General features: G+C 44.9%; 24 protein-coding genes and 1 pseudogene. 13 read left to right on the forward strand and 12 right to left on the reverse strand.

The window, feature by feature from the left end:
- Positions 1 to 259: 259 nt before the first annotated feature.
- Complete coding sequence (locus tag NST99_RS18010) at positions 260 to 1,120, reverse strand: DUF421 domain-containing protein (protein ID WP_341097686.1); 861 nt, start codon at positions 1,118 to 1,120, stop codon at positions 260 to 262.
- A 205-nt stretch (positions 1,121 to 1,325) separates the two neighbouring features.
- Between NST99_RS18010 and NST99_RS18015 the strand changes: the two genes are divergently transcribed.
- From NST99_RS18015 to NST99_RS18025, 3 genes are all read left to right on the forward strand, one after another.
- Complete coding sequence (locus tag NST99_RS18015; RefSeq protein ID WP_341093526.1) at positions 1,326 to 1,532, forward strand: DUF1657 domain-containing protein; 207 nt, start codon at positions 1,326 to 1,328, stop codon at positions 1,530 to 1,532.
- Between the two features lie 175 nt (positions 1,533 to 1,707).
- Positions 1,708 to 2,076 (forward strand): hypothetical protein, encoded by a 369-nt coding sequence (locus tag NST99_RS18020; RefSeq protein ID WP_341093528.1) that lies wholly within the window; start codon positions 1,708 to 1,710, stop codon positions 2,074 to 2,076.
- Between the two features lie 564 nt (positions 2,077 to 2,640).
- Positions 2,641 to 3,306, forward strand: a complete 666-nt coding sequence (locus NST99_RS18025; protein ID WP_341093529.1) for a hypothetical protein — start codon at positions 2,641 to 2,643, stop codon at positions 3,304 to 3,306.
- Between the two features lie 788 nt (positions 3,307 to 4,094).
- Here NST99_RS18025 and NST99_RS18030 read toward each other — a convergent pair.
- Positions 4,095 to 4,742: a FusB/FusC family EF-G-binding protein gene (locus NST99_RS18030; protein WP_341093530.1), complete on the reverse strand. Its 648-nt coding sequence runs from the start codon at positions 4,740 to 4,742 to the stop codon at positions 4,095 to 4,097.
- Between the two features lie 590 nt (positions 4,743 to 5,332).
- Here NST99_RS18030 and NST99_RS18035 point away from each other — a divergent pair.
- Positions 5,333 to 5,551 carry an SDR family NAD(P)-dependent oxidoreductase gene (locus NST99_RS18035; RefSeq protein WP_341093531.1) on the forward strand — a complete coding sequence of 73 codons (219 nt, stop codon included), beginning with the start codon at positions 5,333 to 5,335 and terminating at the stop codon, positions 5,549 to 5,551.
- A gap of 61 nt (positions 5,552 to 5,612) precedes the next feature.
- A pseudogene (locus NST99_RS18040) lies at positions 5,613 to 5,807 on the forward strand (SDR family NAD(P)-dependent oxidoreductase); the annotation flags it as partial.
- 301 nt (positions 5,808 to 6,108) lie between these two features.
- Here the strand turns inward: NST99_RS18040 and NST99_RS18045 are convergent.
- Positions 6,109 to 6,453 (reverse strand): hypothetical protein, encoded by a 345-nt coding sequence (locus NST99_RS18045; protein WP_341093533.1) that lies wholly within the window; start codon positions 6,451 to 6,453, stop codon positions 6,109 to 6,111.
- 136 nt (positions 6,454 to 6,589) lie between these two features.
- On the opposite strand from NST99_RS18045, the gene NST99_RS18050 reads away from it, so the two are divergent.
- Positions 6,590 to 6,931: a ribosomal protein L7/L12 gene (locus NST99_RS18050; protein ID WP_341093535.1), complete on the forward strand. Its 342-nt coding sequence runs from the start codon at positions 6,590 to 6,592 to the stop codon at positions 6,929 to 6,931.
- A gap of 84 nt (positions 6,932 to 7,015) precedes the next feature.
- Here NST99_RS18050 and NST99_RS18055 read toward each other — a convergent pair whose 3' ends face one another.
- The 5 genes from NST99_RS18055 to NST99_RS18075 all read right to left on the reverse strand — a co-directional run bounded on the left by NST99_RS18055 (position 7,016) and on the right by NST99_RS18075 (position 11,206).
- The gene (locus NST99_RS18055) at positions 7,016 to 7,654 is read right to left on the reverse strand and encodes an ABC-2 transporter permease (protein WP_341093536.1); all 639 of its coding nucleotides are present in this window, start codon (positions 7,652 to 7,654) and stop codon (positions 7,016 to 7,018) included.
- Positions 7,647 to 8,516 carry an ABC transporter ATP-binding protein gene (locus NST99_RS18060; protein WP_341093537.1) on the reverse strand — a complete coding sequence of 290 codons (870 nt, stop codon included), beginning with the start codon at positions 8,514 to 8,516 and terminating at the stop codon, positions 7,647 to 7,649. Before NST99_RS18060 ends, NST99_RS18055 begins: the two co-directional genes overlap by 8 nt.
- The gene (locus NST99_RS18065) at positions 8,513 to 8,893 is read right to left on the reverse strand and encodes a GntR family transcriptional regulator (RefSeq protein ID WP_341093539.1); all 381 of its coding nucleotides are present in this window, start codon (positions 8,891 to 8,893) and stop codon (positions 8,513 to 8,515) included. Before NST99_RS18065 ends, NST99_RS18060 begins: the two co-directional genes overlap by 4 nt.
- Before the next feature lie 164 nt (positions 8,894 to 9,057).
- A complete protein-coding gene (locus NST99_RS18070; protein WP_341093541.1) occupies positions 9,058 to 9,738 on the reverse strand; it encodes a succinylglutamate desuccinylase/aspartoacylase domain-containing protein in 681 nt (226 codons plus the stop codon).
- 169 nt (positions 9,739 to 9,907) lie between these two features.
- Positions 9,908 to 11,206 carry an alpha-glucosidase/alpha-galactosidase gene (locus NST99_RS18075; RefSeq protein ID WP_341093542.1) on the reverse strand — a complete coding sequence of 433 codons (1,299 nt, stop codon included), beginning with the start codon at positions 11,204 to 11,206 and terminating at the stop codon, positions 9,908 to 9,910.
- A 273-nt stretch (positions 11,207 to 11,479) separates the two neighbouring features.
- Between NST99_RS18075 and NST99_RS18080 the strand changes: the two genes are divergently transcribed.
- The gene (locus tag NST99_RS18080; protein ID WP_341093543.1) at positions 11,480 to 12,340 is read left to right on the forward strand and encodes an AraC family transcriptional regulator; all 861 of its coding nucleotides are present in this window, start codon (positions 11,480 to 11,482) and stop codon (positions 12,338 to 12,340) included.
- A gap of 56 nt (positions 12,341 to 12,396) precedes the next feature.
- On the opposite strand, the gene NST99_RS18085 is transcribed toward NST99_RS18080, so the two are convergent.
- On the reverse strand, positions 12,397 to 12,657 hold the full coding sequence (locus NST99_RS18085) for a hypothetical protein (RefSeq protein ID WP_341093545.1): 261 nt from the start codon (positions 12,655 to 12,657) through the stop codon (positions 12,397 to 12,399).
- A 369-nt stretch (positions 12,658 to 13,026) separates the two neighbouring features.
- Between NST99_RS18085 and NST99_RS18090 the strand changes: the two genes are divergently transcribed.
- The gene (locus tag NST99_RS18090; protein ID WP_341093548.1) at positions 13,027 to 13,248 is read left to right on the forward strand and encodes a hypothetical protein; all 222 of its coding nucleotides are present in this window, start codon (positions 13,027 to 13,029) and stop codon (positions 13,246 to 13,248) included.
- A gap of 73 nt (positions 13,249 to 13,321) precedes the next feature.
- Here the strand turns inward: NST99_RS18090 and NST99_RS18095 are convergent, their stop codons facing one another.
- Entirely contained in the window at positions 13,322 to 13,645 is a 324-nt protein-coding gene (locus NST99_RS18095; RefSeq protein WP_341093549.1) for a YolD-like family protein, read from the reverse strand.
- 189 nt (positions 13,646 to 13,834) lie between these two features.
- Positions 13,835 to 14,233 carry a hypothetical protein gene (locus NST99_RS18100; RefSeq protein WP_341093551.1) on the reverse strand — a complete coding sequence of 133 codons (399 nt, stop codon included), beginning with the start codon at positions 14,231 to 14,233 and terminating at the stop codon, positions 13,835 to 13,837.
- A gap of 234 nt (positions 14,234 to 14,467) precedes the next feature.
- Here NST99_RS18100 and NST99_RS18105 point away from each other — a divergent pair, with 234 nt between their 5' ends.
- Together NST99_RS18105 and NST99_RS18110 are read left to right on the forward strand one after the other, a co-directional pair.
- Complete coding sequence (locus NST99_RS18105; protein ID WP_341093553.1) at positions 14,468 to 14,659, forward strand: hypothetical protein; 192 nt, start codon at positions 14,468 to 14,470, stop codon at positions 14,657 to 14,659.
- A gap of 137 nt (positions 14,660 to 14,796) precedes the next feature.
- Positions 14,797 to 15,450, forward strand: a complete 654-nt coding sequence (locus NST99_RS18110; protein ID WP_341093554.1) for a C45 family peptidase — start codon at positions 14,797 to 14,799, stop codon at positions 15,448 to 15,450.
- On the opposite strand, the gene NST99_RS18115 is transcribed toward NST99_RS18110, so the two are convergent.
- Complete coding sequence (locus NST99_RS18115; RefSeq protein ID WP_341093555.1) at positions 15,393 to 15,920, reverse strand: GrpB family protein; 528 nt, start codon at positions 15,918 to 15,920, stop codon at positions 15,393 to 15,395. The genes NST99_RS18110 and NST99_RS18115 overlap by 58 nt on opposite strands.
- Before the next feature lie 166 nt (positions 15,921 to 16,086).
- Here NST99_RS18115 and NST99_RS18120 point away from each other — a divergent pair, with 166 nt between their 5' ends.
- The 3 genes from NST99_RS18120 (at position 16,087) to NST99_RS18130 (ending at position 18,670) form a co-directional block, all read left to right on the forward strand.
- Positions 16,087 to 16,257 (forward strand): hypothetical protein, encoded by a 171-nt coding sequence (locus tag NST99_RS18120; protein WP_341093556.1) that lies wholly within the window; start codon positions 16,087 to 16,089, stop codon positions 16,255 to 16,257.
- 162 nt (positions 16,258 to 16,419) lie between these two features.
- Positions 16,420 to 17,355, forward strand: coding sequence for a LacI family DNA-binding transcriptional regulator (locus NST99_RS18125; RefSeq protein ID WP_341093558.1), 936 nt, complete (start codon positions 16,420 to 16,422; stop codon positions 17,353 to 17,355).
- A 55-nt stretch (positions 17,356 to 17,410) separates the two neighbouring features.
- Entirely contained in the window at positions 17,411 to 18,670 is a 1,260-nt protein-coding gene (locus NST99_RS18130) for an MFS transporter (RefSeq protein WP_341093559.1), read from the forward strand.
- Positions 18,671 to 18,685 lie beyond the last annotated feature (15 nt).

Below are 18,685 nucleotides of genomic sequence, written 5' to 3' on the forward strand. Positions count from 1 at the left end.
TATCATTAGAGGAACGTAACATGAAACTATGGATTCCCCCAATGGAAGCGCAGAAACCGAAGCAACCGATGAAATGTCAACACTGCATATGGGGGCGCTGGGACGCTCTCAAACAATTTTGCTCTAAAATTAACTGCATTAAAGAGCAATGAATGAGCATGTACCTTACATGCTGAAGGAACCGGGAATGGAAAAAACTGCTTAGGTGTGAAAGAATAACCGGTTCTTTCTTATTTTTTTGTATGAGGTTTGTAGCACATCAACTTTGGATTAAAGGCTTTAAAACTTTTAAAGACGCTTGCAATTGCTCTGAGCATTGTTCATACATTTTTTTAGCTCTTTCATTCTCCGTCGACAAACTGAACATTTCCAGATCAGCTTCGCATTTTTTGAGCAAAGCATATAATTGTGGTTTATCTTGTGGCTTTGGAACTTTAAAGTTATCGGCATACAAATCGACCGTCAGCTCACCGTAAGAATCAACTTGACCGAGAAATACATTTTCGACAGTTAGCCCCATTTTCTCTAGAGCTCCATCAAGCCAGCTGCGAGTCAGATTTAAGGTATCTAACGGTTTATCTAATACTTTTCCATCCATAATGACGGCTTGTGACTCTTTTTCTGGAGCAACTTTGATACCGAGATGTTTTGGTGTAAGCGGCTGATTCTCCCTCTTAAGCAGAACATTAATCGCTCCATCAGACTCCATAATCGCAAATTCCACCTCAGATATATTGAATACATCTTTTTTACGTAGCTCTTCCAATAAATCATCTGTTGTTAAACGTTCCTTTTTCATATGATCTTCGAGTATTTTTCCGTCCTTTATTAGAACGGCAGACTTAAAGTCAATGAAGTCTCTTGCTTTTTTACTCTTCATCTTTAGATATTCAATCCCTAAAGAACAAGCGATCCATACAATCAGTGCAATGAGTCCTAAATGCCAATACTTATCCGTATCCAAAGAAATATAAGCAGCTAAGCTGCCGACGGTTATCCCCGTAATATATTCGAAGAACGAAAGCTGCGATACTTGTCTCTTCCCCAGTAATTTAGTTAAAAAGAAAAGCACAACCACAGCAAAGAGTGTTCGTACTATTACCTCCAACCACTCCGGCATCACAATTTTCCTCCTTTTTTGAATCAACCCTTGTTTATTAACACTCATTATTTGTCAAAAGAGGTCCATTCAATCCTAAATCAAGCTACTTTTTTATGGAAATCGGTTAACGTGAAACGCTTGTATTTTTTTCCTGCATAACTAAGTTATAGTTGAGACAATAGGAAACGTCATGCAAAAATTCAAAATAGAGGAGAGAAACTTAATGACAGTAGCCTCACAGGTAAAAACATGTTTATCTTCTTTAAAAGGTGCTCAAGCGAGCCTTGAGCAATTTGCACTTGAAACACAAAACGAAAGTGCAAAAACTTTATTTACAAATGCAGCTGAGCAAACACAACAAATCCTAGCACAGGTTGAAAATCGGGTAACCGAATTAGAGTCTGAAGAACCTCAATACAAAGGCTTCTAGCTATCATTTGAACAATCAAAGGGGTCTTAAAGCTAGCAACTGAACTGCGACCCACAAGATGTACACTTTGAAAAAAAGTGGCCTTCTTGTGGGTCATTTGTGTTTTAATCTAAATAACAAGTTATGAACGGAGAAGTTTACCATTGAAGAACGAATAACGTATACACAGAAACAATTGGAACAATTAGGGAATAATCCAAATGTCCTGCGAGTTGCTGAAAAGACGATTACCTATTCACCAGCATTTAAGGTATCAGCAGTACAAGCCAATCAAGCAGGCATGTTTCCTATCGGCAAAGATATTCTTTTTGTCAAAGGATACGAACAAATAACAAAAGCAATGCCAATAAGAGTCCCTTCGAACAACATTTTATCCAACCGGGAATCTGTCGATGCGATCGAACATTGGATGGTATATACCGCATCCGGAAATCGGTGCCATCATAATCGATACGTGCATCGGATATCAATAAATGAGCAATGTCTCTTAACGAATTACCGGTCTTCAGACCGCTTGGAACAAATTGAAGTGAAGAGAATGTGACTGTTACGCATTCCGAAACTTACTATGAATTAACTATGCTTTACACGACACCGGACGCCTAGGATTTGGAGGCTGCGGTGGAGTCGATCAGCTGGACGTCTTCCAGGATCGCTAATGCATATGTCATGACTACACACTCTGGGCGGAACTGTTCGATGACCTGGAGTACCAAAGAGTGAAGCAGGATCACAAACCTAATGGAGTATTCCTGTCAACGGTGTGGATCGTAATCCCATAACTTCATGCAATTTGTTGGCGAATACAAACCTGTAATATTCGAAACCATGCTGTTTCTAGGTGGGAGCGAAACTGAGTTGGTCGGCAGATGGACAAATGAAGCTACAGCCATAATAATGCACGATATACGCTATCAGAGCTAAGACCTGAGTTAGCCCCAAAGCGTGACGAAGTGAAGGACCGGCAGCAATAGCTGGTTCTTTTTTGTGCCGGCTAAATGCTGGTTTTTGTATCTTTTTAATCCAATTAACTGTGTCTGAGTTGTAAAATTTTTTAGTCAATTTGGTAAAATAAAGTTATTTTAGGAATATGTATGTGTCTAATTAATTGACCATAGGAAAAAGAAGAGCTATAATTGGTATAAACTGGTATATTGAGGAGTGGAGTGGGAATATGCTAAAAGCTTCATTCTCATTAGATAATTGGACAGCAATGATTGATTGTAGCAGACAAACTTTTCGGAATAAAAGCAGTGTTGCATGCGACAAGCCCACAAGGGAAAGAAGCCAAAAAGCTGAAACGATCTTTGGTTTATTATTTTGGCTTCAGTCTTTGTGCGAATGGTATAGCCTTACAGAAATTGGGGGATTTTATAGTAATGCAAGAGATTGCATAAAACGATATGCAGATTTGAGCTGGGTTAAGCTTGAGGACGAAGAGTCTCTAGCCGAAATCGAATACTACAAGAGTATTGCCGTTGCGAATGCTTTTGTTATTGATTTGCTTGAAGGAAATAAAGAAGTATTGCCAGAATACGTGAGTTTCCTAAAGGCATGTGACAGGGAAGAATTGACCGCTGGCTTGTTAAACATCTTGGACTCGGCTTTGAAATTCAGTTACTCAGTGGATTGGGCTTTGGAAGAGTTACATGGTGGTGTGGAGAAAGCTAATGATAATTCACATGCTGTGGATGTTCGCTACTACGTAGAATATATTCATCTGTTATCCATTTACTTATTTAAACGGGGGAAAACAGAATATGCAATAACCTAACATTGGAAAATATCATATTAAGTAGTAAACTTGGAGATGAAACAGGCTTCAAAAAGGCTGCTGCACTTTATGAGCTTACTTCTATATACATATGTACAAAATACGGGTTTTGTGAATAAGTATCAAGTAAATAAACCGGACCAGTCTAAATTCAAGCAGTTTTTGCATCTGATCCGGCTTAATTATGCCTGTGGTATTATATAAAGATATTTTACAACTCTTTATCATTTTTTTAGAATATTAATTTCTTTTACCTATGATACTTTTCATTTATTTAATGTGTTCATTCAAGACGATATTCTGTAATTAGACTGTACTTGGTTATGTAACTCGATTCGTCTGAATTATCAAATGAATTTCTCCGGATCTTACTTAATTCTGATCATGCAGTCCCAACTGCACGATTTGCTGTTAATTCATTTATTTCTTTACCTATTGATTCAATTAGTCCTGTTAATTAATTTGGCAATAAAATTTCATTTACACTGTTAGCTGCCTCATTATTAGGTTTACTGATTACATTTTCTCAGATTAGCCTATTTTTCAACTCATGTCACCTCCCTCTTTTATCATTAAATATTTACCATATAATAGCATTTTAAAACATGATCCATCTGAATATTTTGAATTCATGTCAGGTATTTTAAATTCTTCATCCTTCTGCTGCCTAAACCAAAATTTCATACTGGTTGTAGCATGAAATATCTGTTTACGCGATCAAATAAGCACTCTTATACACAGAACAAAGTAAAACAGGCTGCCTCTTGGGCAGCCTGTCGTAGTTAATGTTATTTCCGAACCGAAAAAATGAACTTCTCCAATGATCCTATATCGGTAATGCTCTGATTACAAGCATCGCTCTCCAGACATACGTACTGGCCAATAGAAGAAATATTATCCGGCGAAGCGTTCGCTGGCTTGGTCTTAACCGTGAGGAATGCAAGCTCTTGATGACGATTACAGAACAAGCAGTACCCTTTCTTGTTAGTGGGCGTGATTCTTCCCTCGATACCAATGAACTGTCCTTCGAACGGATAGACAATAAATAATTTGTTCGTAGCTATGTCTACCCAACTCAGATACGTTACATATCGGAAGTCGATAGATCCTAAGTCAGGCACCTTCAGCTTCTTATTCTTAGGGAATAGTTTCTGAATCTGCTTCAACGTAATCGGTGGAAATGGCTCCAGACAGGGTTCTAATGCGCTCAGGTATCTCTGGAAATCATATGCACTTTCGAAGGTCGTTATTTGTTCGAGCATTTGCTGCTGATCATTTGTAAGATCAGGAATGGCTTCAATAATATTCGCTGCTGCACGATATCTTACAGTCTTCAAGACGTTTCGATCCGCGACGGTTCGCAGCGTTTTCTGCAGAAAATCCGTTTGTTTCTTAATGACGTTATATTGATGGTTTCTAATAAATGGTGTATTCATAGCTCTTCAGCCCCTTATTTTTTATATAAAAAACATAAGGTGCAAAGCCTATTATTAGAAACGATAAAGTTAAGGTTGGGCGATCGTATCCATCCTACCGCCCCCACGCAAAGTATCGCCCCAGATTAGGCTTTGCATGAGGACTTCCTAGCTAATGAGCAATTCTGCTTTGCCATCAGTAAAACCCCCAATCAAATTCACATGTGAAAAGTATATCAAGAAACACCAGGAGGTGCAATTTCTCTGTTTCCCTCTCACCTATTTTATTACTAACACATGTAGCGGTATCAAGATAAAAATACTCCCCGCTCTCTTGAAAATGTACCTGTAAGCTTCAATTCCTCTCCGCTCTGCATGCTCATACCTCAGCTCAAATGGAGATAAGCTCTTTACAATAAAGGGACCGTATAAATTATGCGGTCTTTTTAGCATGTTATCTGTAATAGTCAATGAGTGCGTCACTCAAGCTTAAGCAGGTATATTGAACGTGTGGTATCTGAAACTGACAGGCGCCAGGTGCACTTGAAGCTTGGAATTAAGGGGCAAAACGTTGTCTCCGAAGAGGTTGGGCACGGGTCGTTGATGAGACCTTGAAGGCATATGGCCACATCGACATTCTCGTCAACAACGCCGGTGTTTCTGACCCGACTCCATTTATGGAACAAGCCGTGGAACGCTGGGAGAAAACGATGGGCATCAATGTAACCAGCATTTTCCTTGGACAAAACGCAGTCATTCCGCACATGATCGCGCCGGCGGAAGCGGCGCAGGTCCATACACTGCCAGTAAAGGTACCGTACGTATGTTGACCAAAGCTACTGCTGTAGATTATGCCAAGCGTAACATCCGCGCCAATCTTTACATCCAGGCTATATTGAAACTCCAATGACCGAGGATCTGCTCAAGGATGAAAAAATGAAGCAGTGTTTCTTCGCACAGACTCCGCTTATGCGCCTGGGCACAGCTGAGGACATCGCCAAAGGCGTTCTGTTCCTGGCTTCGGATGATTCCTCCTACATTACAAGTGTTGAGCTGCCAATTGACGGCGGATACTACGCCAAATAAATAATTATTGGGCGCGATTCTGTCCTCTACGGCTGCAGGTTCCGGCGGCTTACCTGGAGTCGAGCAGCGCCAAAGACCGCCAATAAGGTGAAGCTGGAACTGGCCGATGGGAGCATTGTGCTCACCTGTATGTCCCTCTCCCCAAAATGACGGAGAAATCTGTACGGATCAAGGGATGGCATTGAGCAGAACAATACGTTGCCCAGTATCTAATTAAATAATTAAATAGTCACATAGCAAAGTGTCCTCCTGGGACGAGTATCGTCTCCCCTGTAGGACACTTAAATCTTGTGATGCACCGCTATACCGCCAAATGTACTGCACCGTCTTTGTAAATATCTACTCTTTGCGCGCAGAGCAGCATGCCCAGTCCATTAGCTTGACCTTTTTCTCTTAAGTCCCTCTCTCTGCGTTCCCAGATTTCCCTGTCATGGATAATGTCATATAAATAGTAGCTCTCGGAATTAGCACCTTCCATCTCTTCCACGAAGATGAAGCTGCCTGGAAAAAGTGCCTTGAACCACTCAATAGCTTCCGTATGTGAGCTGAATACAGGGAGATCCTGTTCAAACCGCTCCGACAAATAACGTTGCTTCAGCCTGCCGATTCTTACGTAATAGTCATCAAGCGTTTGTGAAGTAATCATATCAAATCCCCCTTATGCTTCACTAAAAACTTTTTCCAAAAATATCATGTTCTTCAGCAGAGGGATATGATATTCTTCATTCTCGGGCACCAACAATCACTGGCACCACACCATTTATAATAGGGAGGCTATCTCTTTGGAAAACACGGATTGGATCTCACTCGCGGCAATGGTATTCACGTTGCTGCTCATGCTCAGGGTAATCAGTCTCAATAAGCGAGTCAACGAATTGCAGTCACAGCTGGAACGGATCGGCAGCCGGTCAGCGATGGATGGAGGTTTTATCAAGACGGGGATCGCTGCCCCGACGCCGCAATTTGTGCAGAATATGGATTTAATGCCGGATTTGGAGAACAGGCTGCGCCTGCTGCTGGCCGAAGGCAAGAAGATACAAGCCATTAAAGTACTTCGTGAAGCGCGGGACTTATCCCTAAAGGATGCCAAAAATTATATTGATGATATGGAGCGGGAGAAATAAGAAAAGCAGTACCCCCTGAATCAGAAACGGCTGCGCCTTCCTTAAAGGAATGGCGCAGCCGTTTCTTTGCAAGTATAAATAATCCTATATATCCTTACTCGAGAAGATACGTAACGAAATCAGATAAGAGCCAAATAGGATAATAATATAGGCCAGACCGCTGATAACCGGGATCAGAATGCTCTCGGTCTTGCCCGTGGTGACCCAGTTCGCCAGATCAGGTAACCATGTCATGAGCTTGGTCAAAGCGGCGAAATTAAGCATAATTAACATGATGAAAATAAAATTGACCACCTGAGTCCCTTTTTGGCCCAGCCAGTAGTGCAGCGGCAAGTACACTGCGGCTAGCAATGGGAAGCTCGCAATGCACAGGGCAAGCTCTCTCCAGGCAATAGGCTCTGTGGCCCGCCCGGCAATGAAAGCAACACCATACAGCAGCAAGGTACAAGCTAAACTGAGCAGGCAAGAAGGAAGCAGCACCAAATATTTGGCCATTACAATCTGCTGCCTCGGCATAGGAAGACTGATCAGGAATTTCTGATTGTTCTGCTGCACATCCACTGTACATGAATTGATTAAAATCAGCATGGCCGGAAACAAGGCGAACATGGTGTAGTTGTCAAAGTTGGTGTAGCCCATAATGATATAGTATGGAACAAGCAACAGCAGGAATTTTTGCAACAACATGAAGTCTTTACGGATTAGATACAGCGAGTTATACATGCACATCACATCCTTTAACAGTAAAATACATGATTTCCTCCAGCGTTGGCGTCTCACAAATTGCATTATCCTTGAAGAAGCGCTCCCCCTCTGCCCGGTTCCCGACCAGACCCTCGAAGCCGAGCGCACTTTCCCGAATCCCAAGGAACAAGCGGCGGACATCGCGGTCAAGCAGCTCCTTGCCGCCTTTGACCAGCAGATATTTCTCAGTCAGCGCTTCCTTCATCTCATTGAAAACTATCTTCCCGTCATTGATAAAGACGATATAATCGGCAATCCGGTCAAGATCTGTTGTGTTATGCGTGGAGAACAGAATCGACTTCTTCTCATCCTGGATATGTTCAGTGAGCAGATCCAGCATTTCTCTGCGGAACACAGGATCTAGACCCGATGTAGGTTCATCCATAATGAGTAAATCGGCTCCATGTGATAAAGCAATTGCCAGCGAGAATTTAATCTTCATTCCTTTGGACAAATCCTTAATCTTCTTGCCTGGCGGAAGCTTGAACAGCTCCTGGTATTTCAAGTATGTATTCTCATCCCAGCGGCTGTAAAAAGGAGCAATAATCTTCTTCATCTGCTTAACGGTAAGCTGCTCGTAGTAAATATTCTCATCTGACACATAACCGATTCTGCTCTTGATGTCCGGTTGATGCTCCTGGTTATCAAGCCCGAATAGGGTGATCTCTCCCTGATCCGGATGAACCATGCCCATGATCATTTTAATCAGCGTTGTTTTGCCTGCTCCGTTCGGGCCGATCAGACCGGTAATATACCCTTCCTTCATCGCCAGTGAAATATCCTGCAGCGCAAAACGGTCATAATGCTTGTGCAGGTGATTCAGCTCTATACAGTTACTCATCCCTTCTCCTCCTCAAATAGCAGTTTCAGCATGTCCACAATCTCGGTGTATTGGAGTCCAAGCGCCCTGCTCTCATCAATGACTTCCTTCAGCTTAAGCTCCATAATCCGCAGCCGCTGCTCCTTGATAAATTCCTGATCAGCCCCGGACACAAAGGAACCCTTGCCGACGATGGAATTGATCAGCCCTTCTCTCTCCAGTTCCTCGTATGCCCGCTTCGTCGTGATGACACTGATCTGCAGCTCTTTGGCCAGCAGGCGGATAGACGGCAGCGGTGTCCCGGATACCAATTCACCCTGTAGAATCAGTTGGCGGATCTGCCCCACAATCTGGGCGTATATCGGCTCACCCGAGGTACTCGAAATCAAAATGTTCATGTTGCTGCACCATCATCCTTTTGTAACAATGTAGTTAGTGTATATATGTAATATATACATTATATATAAGCATGTCAATAATATCCTATTATAGGATGCAAACAGGCTGAACCCTCAATTGCTTGCGGGTTCAGCCTGAAGTGAACAGTCTCTTCTCATCATCTTCAACCAATAAATCCGGTTGTTCTTAAGAAATGGCACACGATGTCCAACTGGTACCCTACCCGTAAAGAGAAGTCCAGACTCCAGCAGGTCTCAACGGTGACCGCCTTCGTACCGAGAATTTCCTGAACCGCCTTCCGCGAGGTTCCATTTCGCTCACGCCGCCGGATATTGAAATGATAGGAAGACTTAGTTATGGACCGATTCATTCGTTTAACGATTTGCTTAGCCACTCTAGCTGTACGGCTTCCTGGGCTAATAATTAAAGTCTGGCCAACCCGTTTGGGATTTTTTTGTGAAAGTCCGTTCGCTTCATGCAGATCCAGATACCACGAAGGGCCATGGTGCTGTGCCAGCTGAAATAAGGCTCCTGCCAGCGAATGGCTGGCCTTCGATTTACCACGGTAAGGAAAGGTCCGGTTTAAATCCGGCTTGCCTCTGATCTTCTTACGGTAAGCCTTTTTATTCACCAGAGGGACTATAATAAGTCTGCCTTTTAGGAGGATCAGTTCTCTGCGGGTGAACATTCCCGCCAGATTTTGCGCTGCACGGATGCTGGCCGGTTCATTCCCGTGTATTCCAGACACCACCATAAAGACCGGGCCGGGACGTGGGCCACTTACGACATAATAGGGAGTTGCATAAGACGTATCTGGCGCAAGCATACTTTTCTCGACGAACACCAAATCTCACCTCCGGAGCGGTTCCGTAAATGAATATCTATATATAAGTATTCGTATTGCTGCTTAAAGTTTGGACACTCCGGGAAAAACATCGTCCATTAGCCTCAGCAGGCTCCTGTCTAGACACAAAAAGCCCGGTTTCCCGGGCTCTGTTAGTCATACTTTTATGCTATTGATACTGCGGGAGCCAGTCGCCGTGGGCAGCTATCAATTCATCACACATGTTCACAATATCATCCATCGACAGCTCTGCCGCCGTATGCGGGTCTAGCAGGGCCGCGTGATAGATATGCTCTTTTTTGCCGGTGATTGCCGCCTCGATGGTCAGCAGCTGTGTGCCTATGTTCGTGCGGTTCAGAGCGGCGCATTGCGGAGGCAGATCCCCTACAAAGGTAGGTGTAACCCCGCTGCTGTCCACTAGACATGGAACTTCGACACAGGCCTCCCGTGGCAAGTTGGTGATCAGCCCTGTATTCATTACGTTTCCGCCAATCTTGAACGGTACATTTGTCTCGATTGCTTCCAGAATATAAGAGGCATATTCATGCGAGCGTTCATGCTGAAGCTCGTGGTTGCCGACGAGTTCCTCGCGCAGCTGCTGCCAGCGGCCAATCTGCTCCACACAGCGGCGCGGATATTCGTCGAGCGGAATCTGGAAGCGTTCGATCAGCTCCGGGTAGTTCCTTTTTATAAAATAAGGATGGTATTCCGCGTTATGCTCAGACGATTCTGTAATGTAGTAGCCGAACTTCTGCATCATTTCATAACGTACCATATCTGTGTGAGGCTCCAGCTGTTTCTCTGCCGCACGGCGCTTAATCTCCGGATAAAGATCCTTCCCGTCCTTCGTGACCTCCAGCAGCCAGGCCATGTGGTTGATTCCGGCGATCTTCGCCTGCACTCCCGTCTGGTCGATTCCAAGGTGGCCAAATAATCCGGGGATACACTGCTGCACACTATGACACAGTCCTACTGTCTGCACACTGCCATAGGTGTTCATTACATTCGTCAGAACGGCCATTGGATTGGTATAGTTCAGGAACAGCGCATCCGGGCAGACCTCGCGTACATCCGCAGCAAAATCCAGCATCACCGGGATGGTGCGCAGATTGCGGAAAATACCGCCGATGCCGACCGTATCCGCAATTGTCTGCCGCAAACCGTATTTCTTCGGAATTTCAAAATCGGTTATGGTGCAGGGATCGTAACCTCCGACTTGAATCGCGTTAATGACATACTTGGCGCCGCGCAGCGCTTCTTTACGGTCGGAGTAAGCGTTAATCCTGCATGTGCTGCCGCTGCTATTCTTAATGGAGTTAAGCATGTTCTCTGAGTCCTTTAGCCGCTGATGATCAATGTCGAACAAGGCAAGCTCGAAACCCTGCAGCGCCGCTGTCGCTATGCAGTCACCCAGAACGTTTTTGGCGAAAACAGTGCTTCCTGCACCGATAAATGTAATTTTGGACATGAACAATACGCCTCCTGTTGGTTGCGGTAAGAATGCCTGCCTTAAGCAAATAAGGAGTTTATGCAGTGGTGAATAGGGCAGATGATTGCAGTAATGGCAGTCATTATCCGCTGTTTCCTTGCTATATTCACTATAAATTAGAATGCCGGAAATGAGTATGGAGAAATACAAGTGAGATATGGATCTTTGTTGCATTTGGAATCGTGATGTAGTAGCCTGAGATTAATTGCAATATCAATATGACTCAGTCATTTATGTATGGGAGGCCCTTCAATGAATCTCGAACATTCGTACTTCACTGCCAGCTTTAATCTCGTACCAGAAGAGCAAGACATGGCCGTATTATTCAGTGGTGAAGGCAGACCCGTACCCGGTCACAAGATCGGCCCCTCAGTGCATGATTATTTTTTGATCCATACCGTGCTGGATGGTGAGGGCTTCTTTCAAAGCGGGAATGTCTCGCTGCACTGCCGGACCGGAGACACGTTTGTTATTTATCCGGGGTCCCTATTCAGTTACCAGGCAGACAAGGACAGCCCTTGGCACTACGTATGGGTAGCCTTACAGGGTGAAGCTGTTGCGGCACTGCTCTCCGATGCCGGGATTACCAAGGAACGTCCGCTGCTGCATTTGGGGAATACCCGTGAGCTGCACAGCCTGTACGAACATATTCGCTTGGCCTTCCAGCAATCCCCTTATCCCCGCCTGGAAAGCCTGGAGGCCTCCGGCTGGACCCGGCTGCTGCTCCACCAGTTTGGTCTGGCCAACCTCAGTGTCCTTCCAGCCCGTCCCAAAGAAATGCCTGAGGTCATTGACCGCCAGATCGACCAGGCGATCCGTTGGATCTCGCTGCAGTTCCACCAGCAGATCAGCATCGACCACATGGCGGCGACGTTGGGCTATCACCGGGTGCATCTGTCCAAGGCATTCAAACAAAAGACCGGTTTGTCTCCCAAGCAGTATCTGCTGAAGATGCGGATGGACAAAGCCAGGGAACTATTGGGGGGAACACTCACCATCGATCAGGTGGCCTCATCTGTCGGATTCAACGACGCCCTCTACTTCTCTAAGCAGTTCCGCAAATACACTGGCATGCCGCCGAGCGAGTATCGCGCCGTTCTCCGTGAGAGTTAAGGGGAAATGCTGAACAACCCTGACGGAATTCACCGGCAGGGTTGTTTTAAAACCTATTACTTTCTTACCGTCTTGTCAACATATTGACCTGTCAATGGATCATAGTGAGGACGTTCCCCGGCGATCTTAAGCTCAATCCGTTGCACCGAATACAGTAGCTCCCCGAAACCGATAAAAAACACGCCAATCAGGCAGGACCAGATGAACAGATAGATACCGGCAGATAATGTACCCATATTCATGGCGACAGGAATCGAAGCAATCAATCCAAGAACAATTATACCGCCGCCTAAATATTTTAAATGTTCGCCTTTCATTGACTTCCTCCTATCTGCAGAACAGACTCATTATAATTTGTTGAAATTCATCCCGATTAGACCTGCGACAAAACTAACCAGCAAGTAGACAATGATCATCACAAGCAAAACTTTAAACAGGTTAACCGAGCTTTTCATTGTTTGCTTCACCTCCTGTTAGCCCGCCTAATGGGTTTCTTATTTATCCGATGAAAGAAAATGAAATCCTAAATTATTCCAACGGCTACTCGTGCTAATTGTAGTGTTTCAATACCTTCCCGTCAATGTTGCTCCTTGCAGCGTATTAGTTAATTGATGCAATTAGGGTGATGCGGTATACTGCTGTGTAGACTTTATACTAGTGCAGAAAAGATTAAGGAGGTTGTCTAATTGAAGGAGATTCGTATGCAATCAAAAGACCGCGCCGTAAGCTTCAGACTCATTGAAGAGTCCGGAGAATTTATAGTGTTTGACATGTCATTGTTTGGCCCTGCGCGGGATAGAACAATCTACAGCGGAACAAGTTTTGAAGCGGCCTGGAAAGCTGTCGAGGCTATAGTAGGGGTAACGGCTATACCGGACGAATTCAAACCATATGCAACATTGAAGTAACAAGCAGAACGCAATTTTTTATGACATGAACATATAAATTTTAAAGAAAGGGTCCCAGGATTGGGACCCTTATTTATGTAGTCGCTTGAATAACATCGTCAATCATAATCCAATCATATTCATACTCAATCTGTAATTTGACCTGTCGCATTTGCAGGTCCACTGACATGACAACGCCCCTGATCTTATGATCTTTCTCTGGATCGAACAGCGTGATCGTGATCTGTTCGTTGTAACGCTTGGAATAAGCAAGCACTTGATCTATCAGCTCCCATTCCTGAGCATCGAGCACGGGTTTGCTTCGCAGGCGCTGTCTTTCTTCATCCTGGATGATCCGGCGCTTGTGCTCCGGAGTCATCACCCGGCTGCAGTCGAATATGCTGTCAAATTTCTTCATGTTGTCTGACCTCCTCAGTCCCTATAAATAAGAACACTTGTTTGTATTATAACCATCTTAGAGAAATTAAAGCAACGGAAAAATCCGCCAGTTGAACACTGGCGGACTGAGAGCTAAACGTTATTAGATTGAATATTACACCAAGAAAGGTATGCCCGATTCACCGCGACGACCAGGTTATGGGGACAATTATTTCATGTTCTCCACCGGCAGATTCATAACGAAGTACTGAATAGCCAATTCTTTTTCAATCGTCTTCAATACATCTTCTTTCGTACTCTCGTACACAAACGTTTCCTGCTTTAAATAAGTCAATACAATATTGCAGCTATGGTCAAAACTGGCGAGAGCTTTGCTGTCTTTCTCTTCAAGCTCCAACCGCATTTGGGTAACCAGAATCAAATATTCTTCAATCAAAGCCATCCGGTACGCATCTTTCAATACGTCAGCTTGTCCCCAAGCATACATGCCCCCCTCTATTACTTCAGAAGAGTGCTCCACATACTCAAGACTTGAGTTCAATAGCAGCAATTCGATCCGTTCAAGGATTTCATGATAAATCCCTTTGATAACATTCCTTGTATCCACAGCCATTCACCTCTCCAACTCCATTTTTCTGAGAAAATCAACCTATCCGTCCTAACTGGAGGGTGCTTGGGTCTAGATTCACTGTAAACAGTTTCTTTAAGAATAACCCGGTTTCAAACTAATGTATATAATAATAATACAATATTGTAACCAATAGGTCTGTTAAATTCTTCTAATCCTGTTTAATGATAAGTAGAGATCATAATGCCACAGTTTCAAAAGGAAGTGAAACGAATGAGAAAAATAGAAATACAGTCGGCCTTGGAGCAAAGTATGAAGCAGCGTGTTCATCTTGTGAGCGGTGAAACTTTTACCGGCCTTTGTGAAATTGATCATCCTTCGGATTCTTTAAGCATTTCAACAAATAAAGGTATCCTTACGGTACCTTTTTGGACCATAAAACGTTTTGTTCACAGCAGAACATAGTCAAACCAGCCTTGCTTTTTTAAAAAAATCAACCCGCCAAGATACGGACTGGCGGATTGTTTAATGTACGCATTTCATGCAATTATTAGCTGAATTTCAATCCCAAACTTATATCTATAATTTACCATCCAAATGCCATGAATACAAGAAAATTCAACTGTAGCCTGAGCACCACCCGTGTGACGGGCAAGCCCGCCCATATCGGATTTTCACTTCAGCTCTTCGGCCGGTATGACGGCATGAATGACGAAGGTCTCAGCGTGACCATGACCTCCGGCAGAATCCGGCCAGAAATGACAGGTGAGGGTTTTGTGTTCCCGGGAGTGGTTCGGGCCTTGCTCGATGACTGCACTACAACCAGAGAAGCTGTTACCCTGCTGCGCAGCATGCCGATCTCCGATTACAGGAACTTTCTGGTTTCCGACAGGCACGGTTCAATGGCATTGATCGAAGTAGCTGGGGCACATAAAGAAATTAAGGTTTATGATGCCAGGGCGGCGAGCCTTCCCCAGCTTATCGTATCCACCAACCACTATACGCTGCCAGCCATGCAGCAACATAACCTTCAGCTGATGCATAACTCGCAAGCGAGACAAGAGGCGATGTACTCTACTCTCTGGAAAGCAGGAACGGACTACAATCCGCTGGAAGCAATGAAACAACTGGCAGAGCGGCAGCCGGCTGGCCTGTTATTCAGGTCCGGTTGCCGCTCTATTCATACTTTTTTCTCCGCTCACTGCATGGCTTTGTTTAGGATGGAATGTACAAAAGCTGTCTTGCCCTCCGTATAGGCTTCTCTGTCATTGCGGTATTGTTCTGCCAGGGCCAGCTTTACTTCCTCATACGCCCGAACCGCAGCAGGATGACTCCGCAGATAGTCCCGGAAAGCAATATGCTCCAGATAACCTTTACCGTCCTTGGGACATACATAAAGATGATATTGCATCAAACCGTCATCCTTCTCGCACTCAAATACCTCTCTGCCCTCAATCCCAAGATTTCCAAGATGCACATAACCAAATTCCCGGAACCTCTCGACAATACCAGGCAGTGCCTCATAGCTCTCCATCACAAGATCCAGGTCTATAATCGGTTTGGCCGCCAAACCTTCAATTGAGGTGCTGCCCACATGCTCGACAGCAATGACAAGATCTCCAAGGATCTCAAGCATCCGCTTTTTGATTCTGCTGAATTCGGCCTTCCAAGCGGGATTATAAGGAACCACTTCAATAGGAACAGGGCTTACAGCGATGACCGTCACCTTCTTTGCTGGGTAGTTATTTTATTGTCAGCTTACTCTAAGCCTTCGCTCTTTGTAAATGATCCGGTACACACTCCAGAGAGGCTACGCACCCCCGATTTCAGATGGCTGGGATAAAATGCAAACCAGTTTCTCATACTATCTGTTAGCAGATGGAGGTGAAATCATGCCCAAAAATAGTGCCGATCCCAAACACGACCGTGCAAATAATAAAGCAGATAAGAAAAACAACCAGCAAAACCATGCACATCTTACTGAAGAACCCCAGATGTTAAACACCAATAAGGCTGAAGATTATGTTCCCAGTTTGAATGGTGTCACCAAAAATGAAACTTAAGCTGTAAAATTGTACAGCACACAGGCTGCTCCCCCGTCGTTGAATAACGGGGAGCAGCCTCTTCTTGTCTCCAAGTAAATATTTTTAGTTTTTCATTCAGTTGACTTGTCCCGTGGCTGAATGATAGGCTTTTCTTCTAAGCCTTGTTAAGGAGAATGCCCGATGAAAAAAGCGACCATGAAGGATATTGCCCGTCAGGCGAACGTTTCAGTAGCTACGGTCAGCTATGTGCTGAATAATGTGAAGAACCAGACAATCCCTGACCCGACCCGGCAGATTATACTGCAAATTGCCCGGGAGCTGAATTATGTCCCGAATCTCGCGGCGCGTTCCCTGGTCAAACAACGGACCGGACTGGTCGGCATTCTGATTAACCGGACATCCGCTTTGCCCTATTGGAAACGCCAAAATTACATGTCGCTGGTGGAAAGTCTGGAAGCGATGCTAACAGAAGCCGGTTATCATACTCTGCTTGTCCGTTTAAATCCCCTTAATCCTGCGATGGATGTAATCCGTGAACGCAAGCTGGATGCTGTCTTTGTGCTGGACGTTATGGATGAGATGTTCTACCGGATATCCGCCAATTTTGTGGAAGGCGTTCCTCTGATTCTGCTCGACAGCATCATCGATGACAGTCTTTTTAATCAGGTTAATTATAACTATCCCCAAGCGTTGCAGGCCGCTGTATCTTCCTCCACAGCTCCCTCCTGTCTGGTCATGGAGAGTTATCATAACAAGGCGTTAGCGGAGTGGATCCTTGCTGGATCGGGATTGCCGCGGGAGCAAGTTCATATTGTCAACAATTCCCAAGAGGCACAAAGTGAACTCGTGAGCTTTTTGACCCTTAACCGGGATAAGCATATCATCGCCATCAATGAATATTTGGCAAAAGCTGTTGAAAAAACTGCCTTGGCCTCTTCAATTACAGCCATTTGCACCTGCGGAGTACCGGAAATCCTGCTGGACAGTACGACAGTCATTCAGTTTCAGAACGATAGAGCACTGACCGCCTACGAATTAATGACATCTGTTATTCGCGAACAGTACGATTCCAGTCTGACAGGCAGCAATCAATTTTTGGTTGAAGTTCTCCAATAAATTCTTTATAATAACTTAAACGTTTAAGTTAAGTGATTACGAGGAGGTTTTGTTGATGAATTCTACCAGCGCTGAGATCGTGAATGCCCCTATGCCCCAAGTGAACTATCCGGTTTTACGTAAAAACAAAGTTTTCCTGCTGTTGTTCACAGCCAGTACGCTTACGATACTGGGAAATGCCTTTCACAGTCTCGCTCTTAGTCTATGGGTACTGCAGGAGACTGGCAGTGCAAAAATGATGAGCATCATGACTGTCAGCAACCTTGTCATCTGTTCGTTGCTGGGCAGCGTAGCGGGCACCCTCGCCGATCGCGTCAACCGCAGAACACTGATTGTATGTGCCTATCTGGTACAGAGCATCACTGTACTGGGAATCGCTTACGCCCTTACCAGCCCTAATCTCTCCTTCGTCCTGATTGTTTGTCTTACCGGAATTGTAACCTCTGCCGGACAATTTCAGTCTCCTGCCTTTCAGGCTTCCCTGCTGACTGTTGTCGGCAAAGAACATATCCAGCAGGCAGCAGGCTGGATGACCTTGTCAGAGAACATCTCCCGTACTGTTGGTTACGCGCTCGGCGGAATCTTTGTCGCTGCCTTCGGTGGCGCTTGGGCGATCTTTGTAGATGGGATGACCTTTCTGTTAGCCTTCCTGCTGGTGCTAGCCTCAGGCTCATTCACTGGTGTTACAGCCGCACGTGGACCCAAAAAAACGTTCAAGCAGGATATTTTCAGCGGTTTCCGTTATATTTGGAGTAATCCATTTGCTAGAGCTGTTACCTTACTGCTTCCCGTACTCACACTATTTTTCCTCTCCTGCCTCATGCTGACACAAGTCATGGCCGTGCAGGTATGGAAGGCAAGTCCGTTTCAGTTCGGTCTGATGGAGAGCTGCATCCCGCTCGGGTACATGCTTGGATCGGGCTTGATATTGACTGCCGGGAACAGGATCAGGCACCGTGGTCTGCTGGTCGCTGTCAGTCTCCTGCTGCTGGGTCCGCTGTACGCCCTGCTGTCGGCTATTACCTCAATGATGCTGGCCATCCCGCTCATTCTGCTAATCGGCTTCACCTTCTCATTCAGCACTTTACTAATTAATATCATCCTGAGACTCGAGGTGCCTGAGGACCTGCAAGGGCGGATGTTCGGTGTACTGGGGTCCTTAATGAGTGTAGGTCCCCCTTTGGGACTTGCTGTCTTTTCTTCGTCAGCCGACCATTTTGGAGCCTCTGGAACCATGCTTGCTGCCGGTCTTATCCTTTTTCTGTTCGGCATCGGAGCTGTATCCCGACTTAAAGTAGTTCGTGAATATAAATAAGAACTGGAGTGAAGT

The sequence above is a fragment of the Paenibacillus sp. FSL L8-0470 genome, from assembly GCF_038008625.1.
Classification (GTDB): domain Bacteria; phylum Bacillota; class Bacilli; order Paenibacillales; family Paenibacillaceae; genus Paenibacillus_AQ.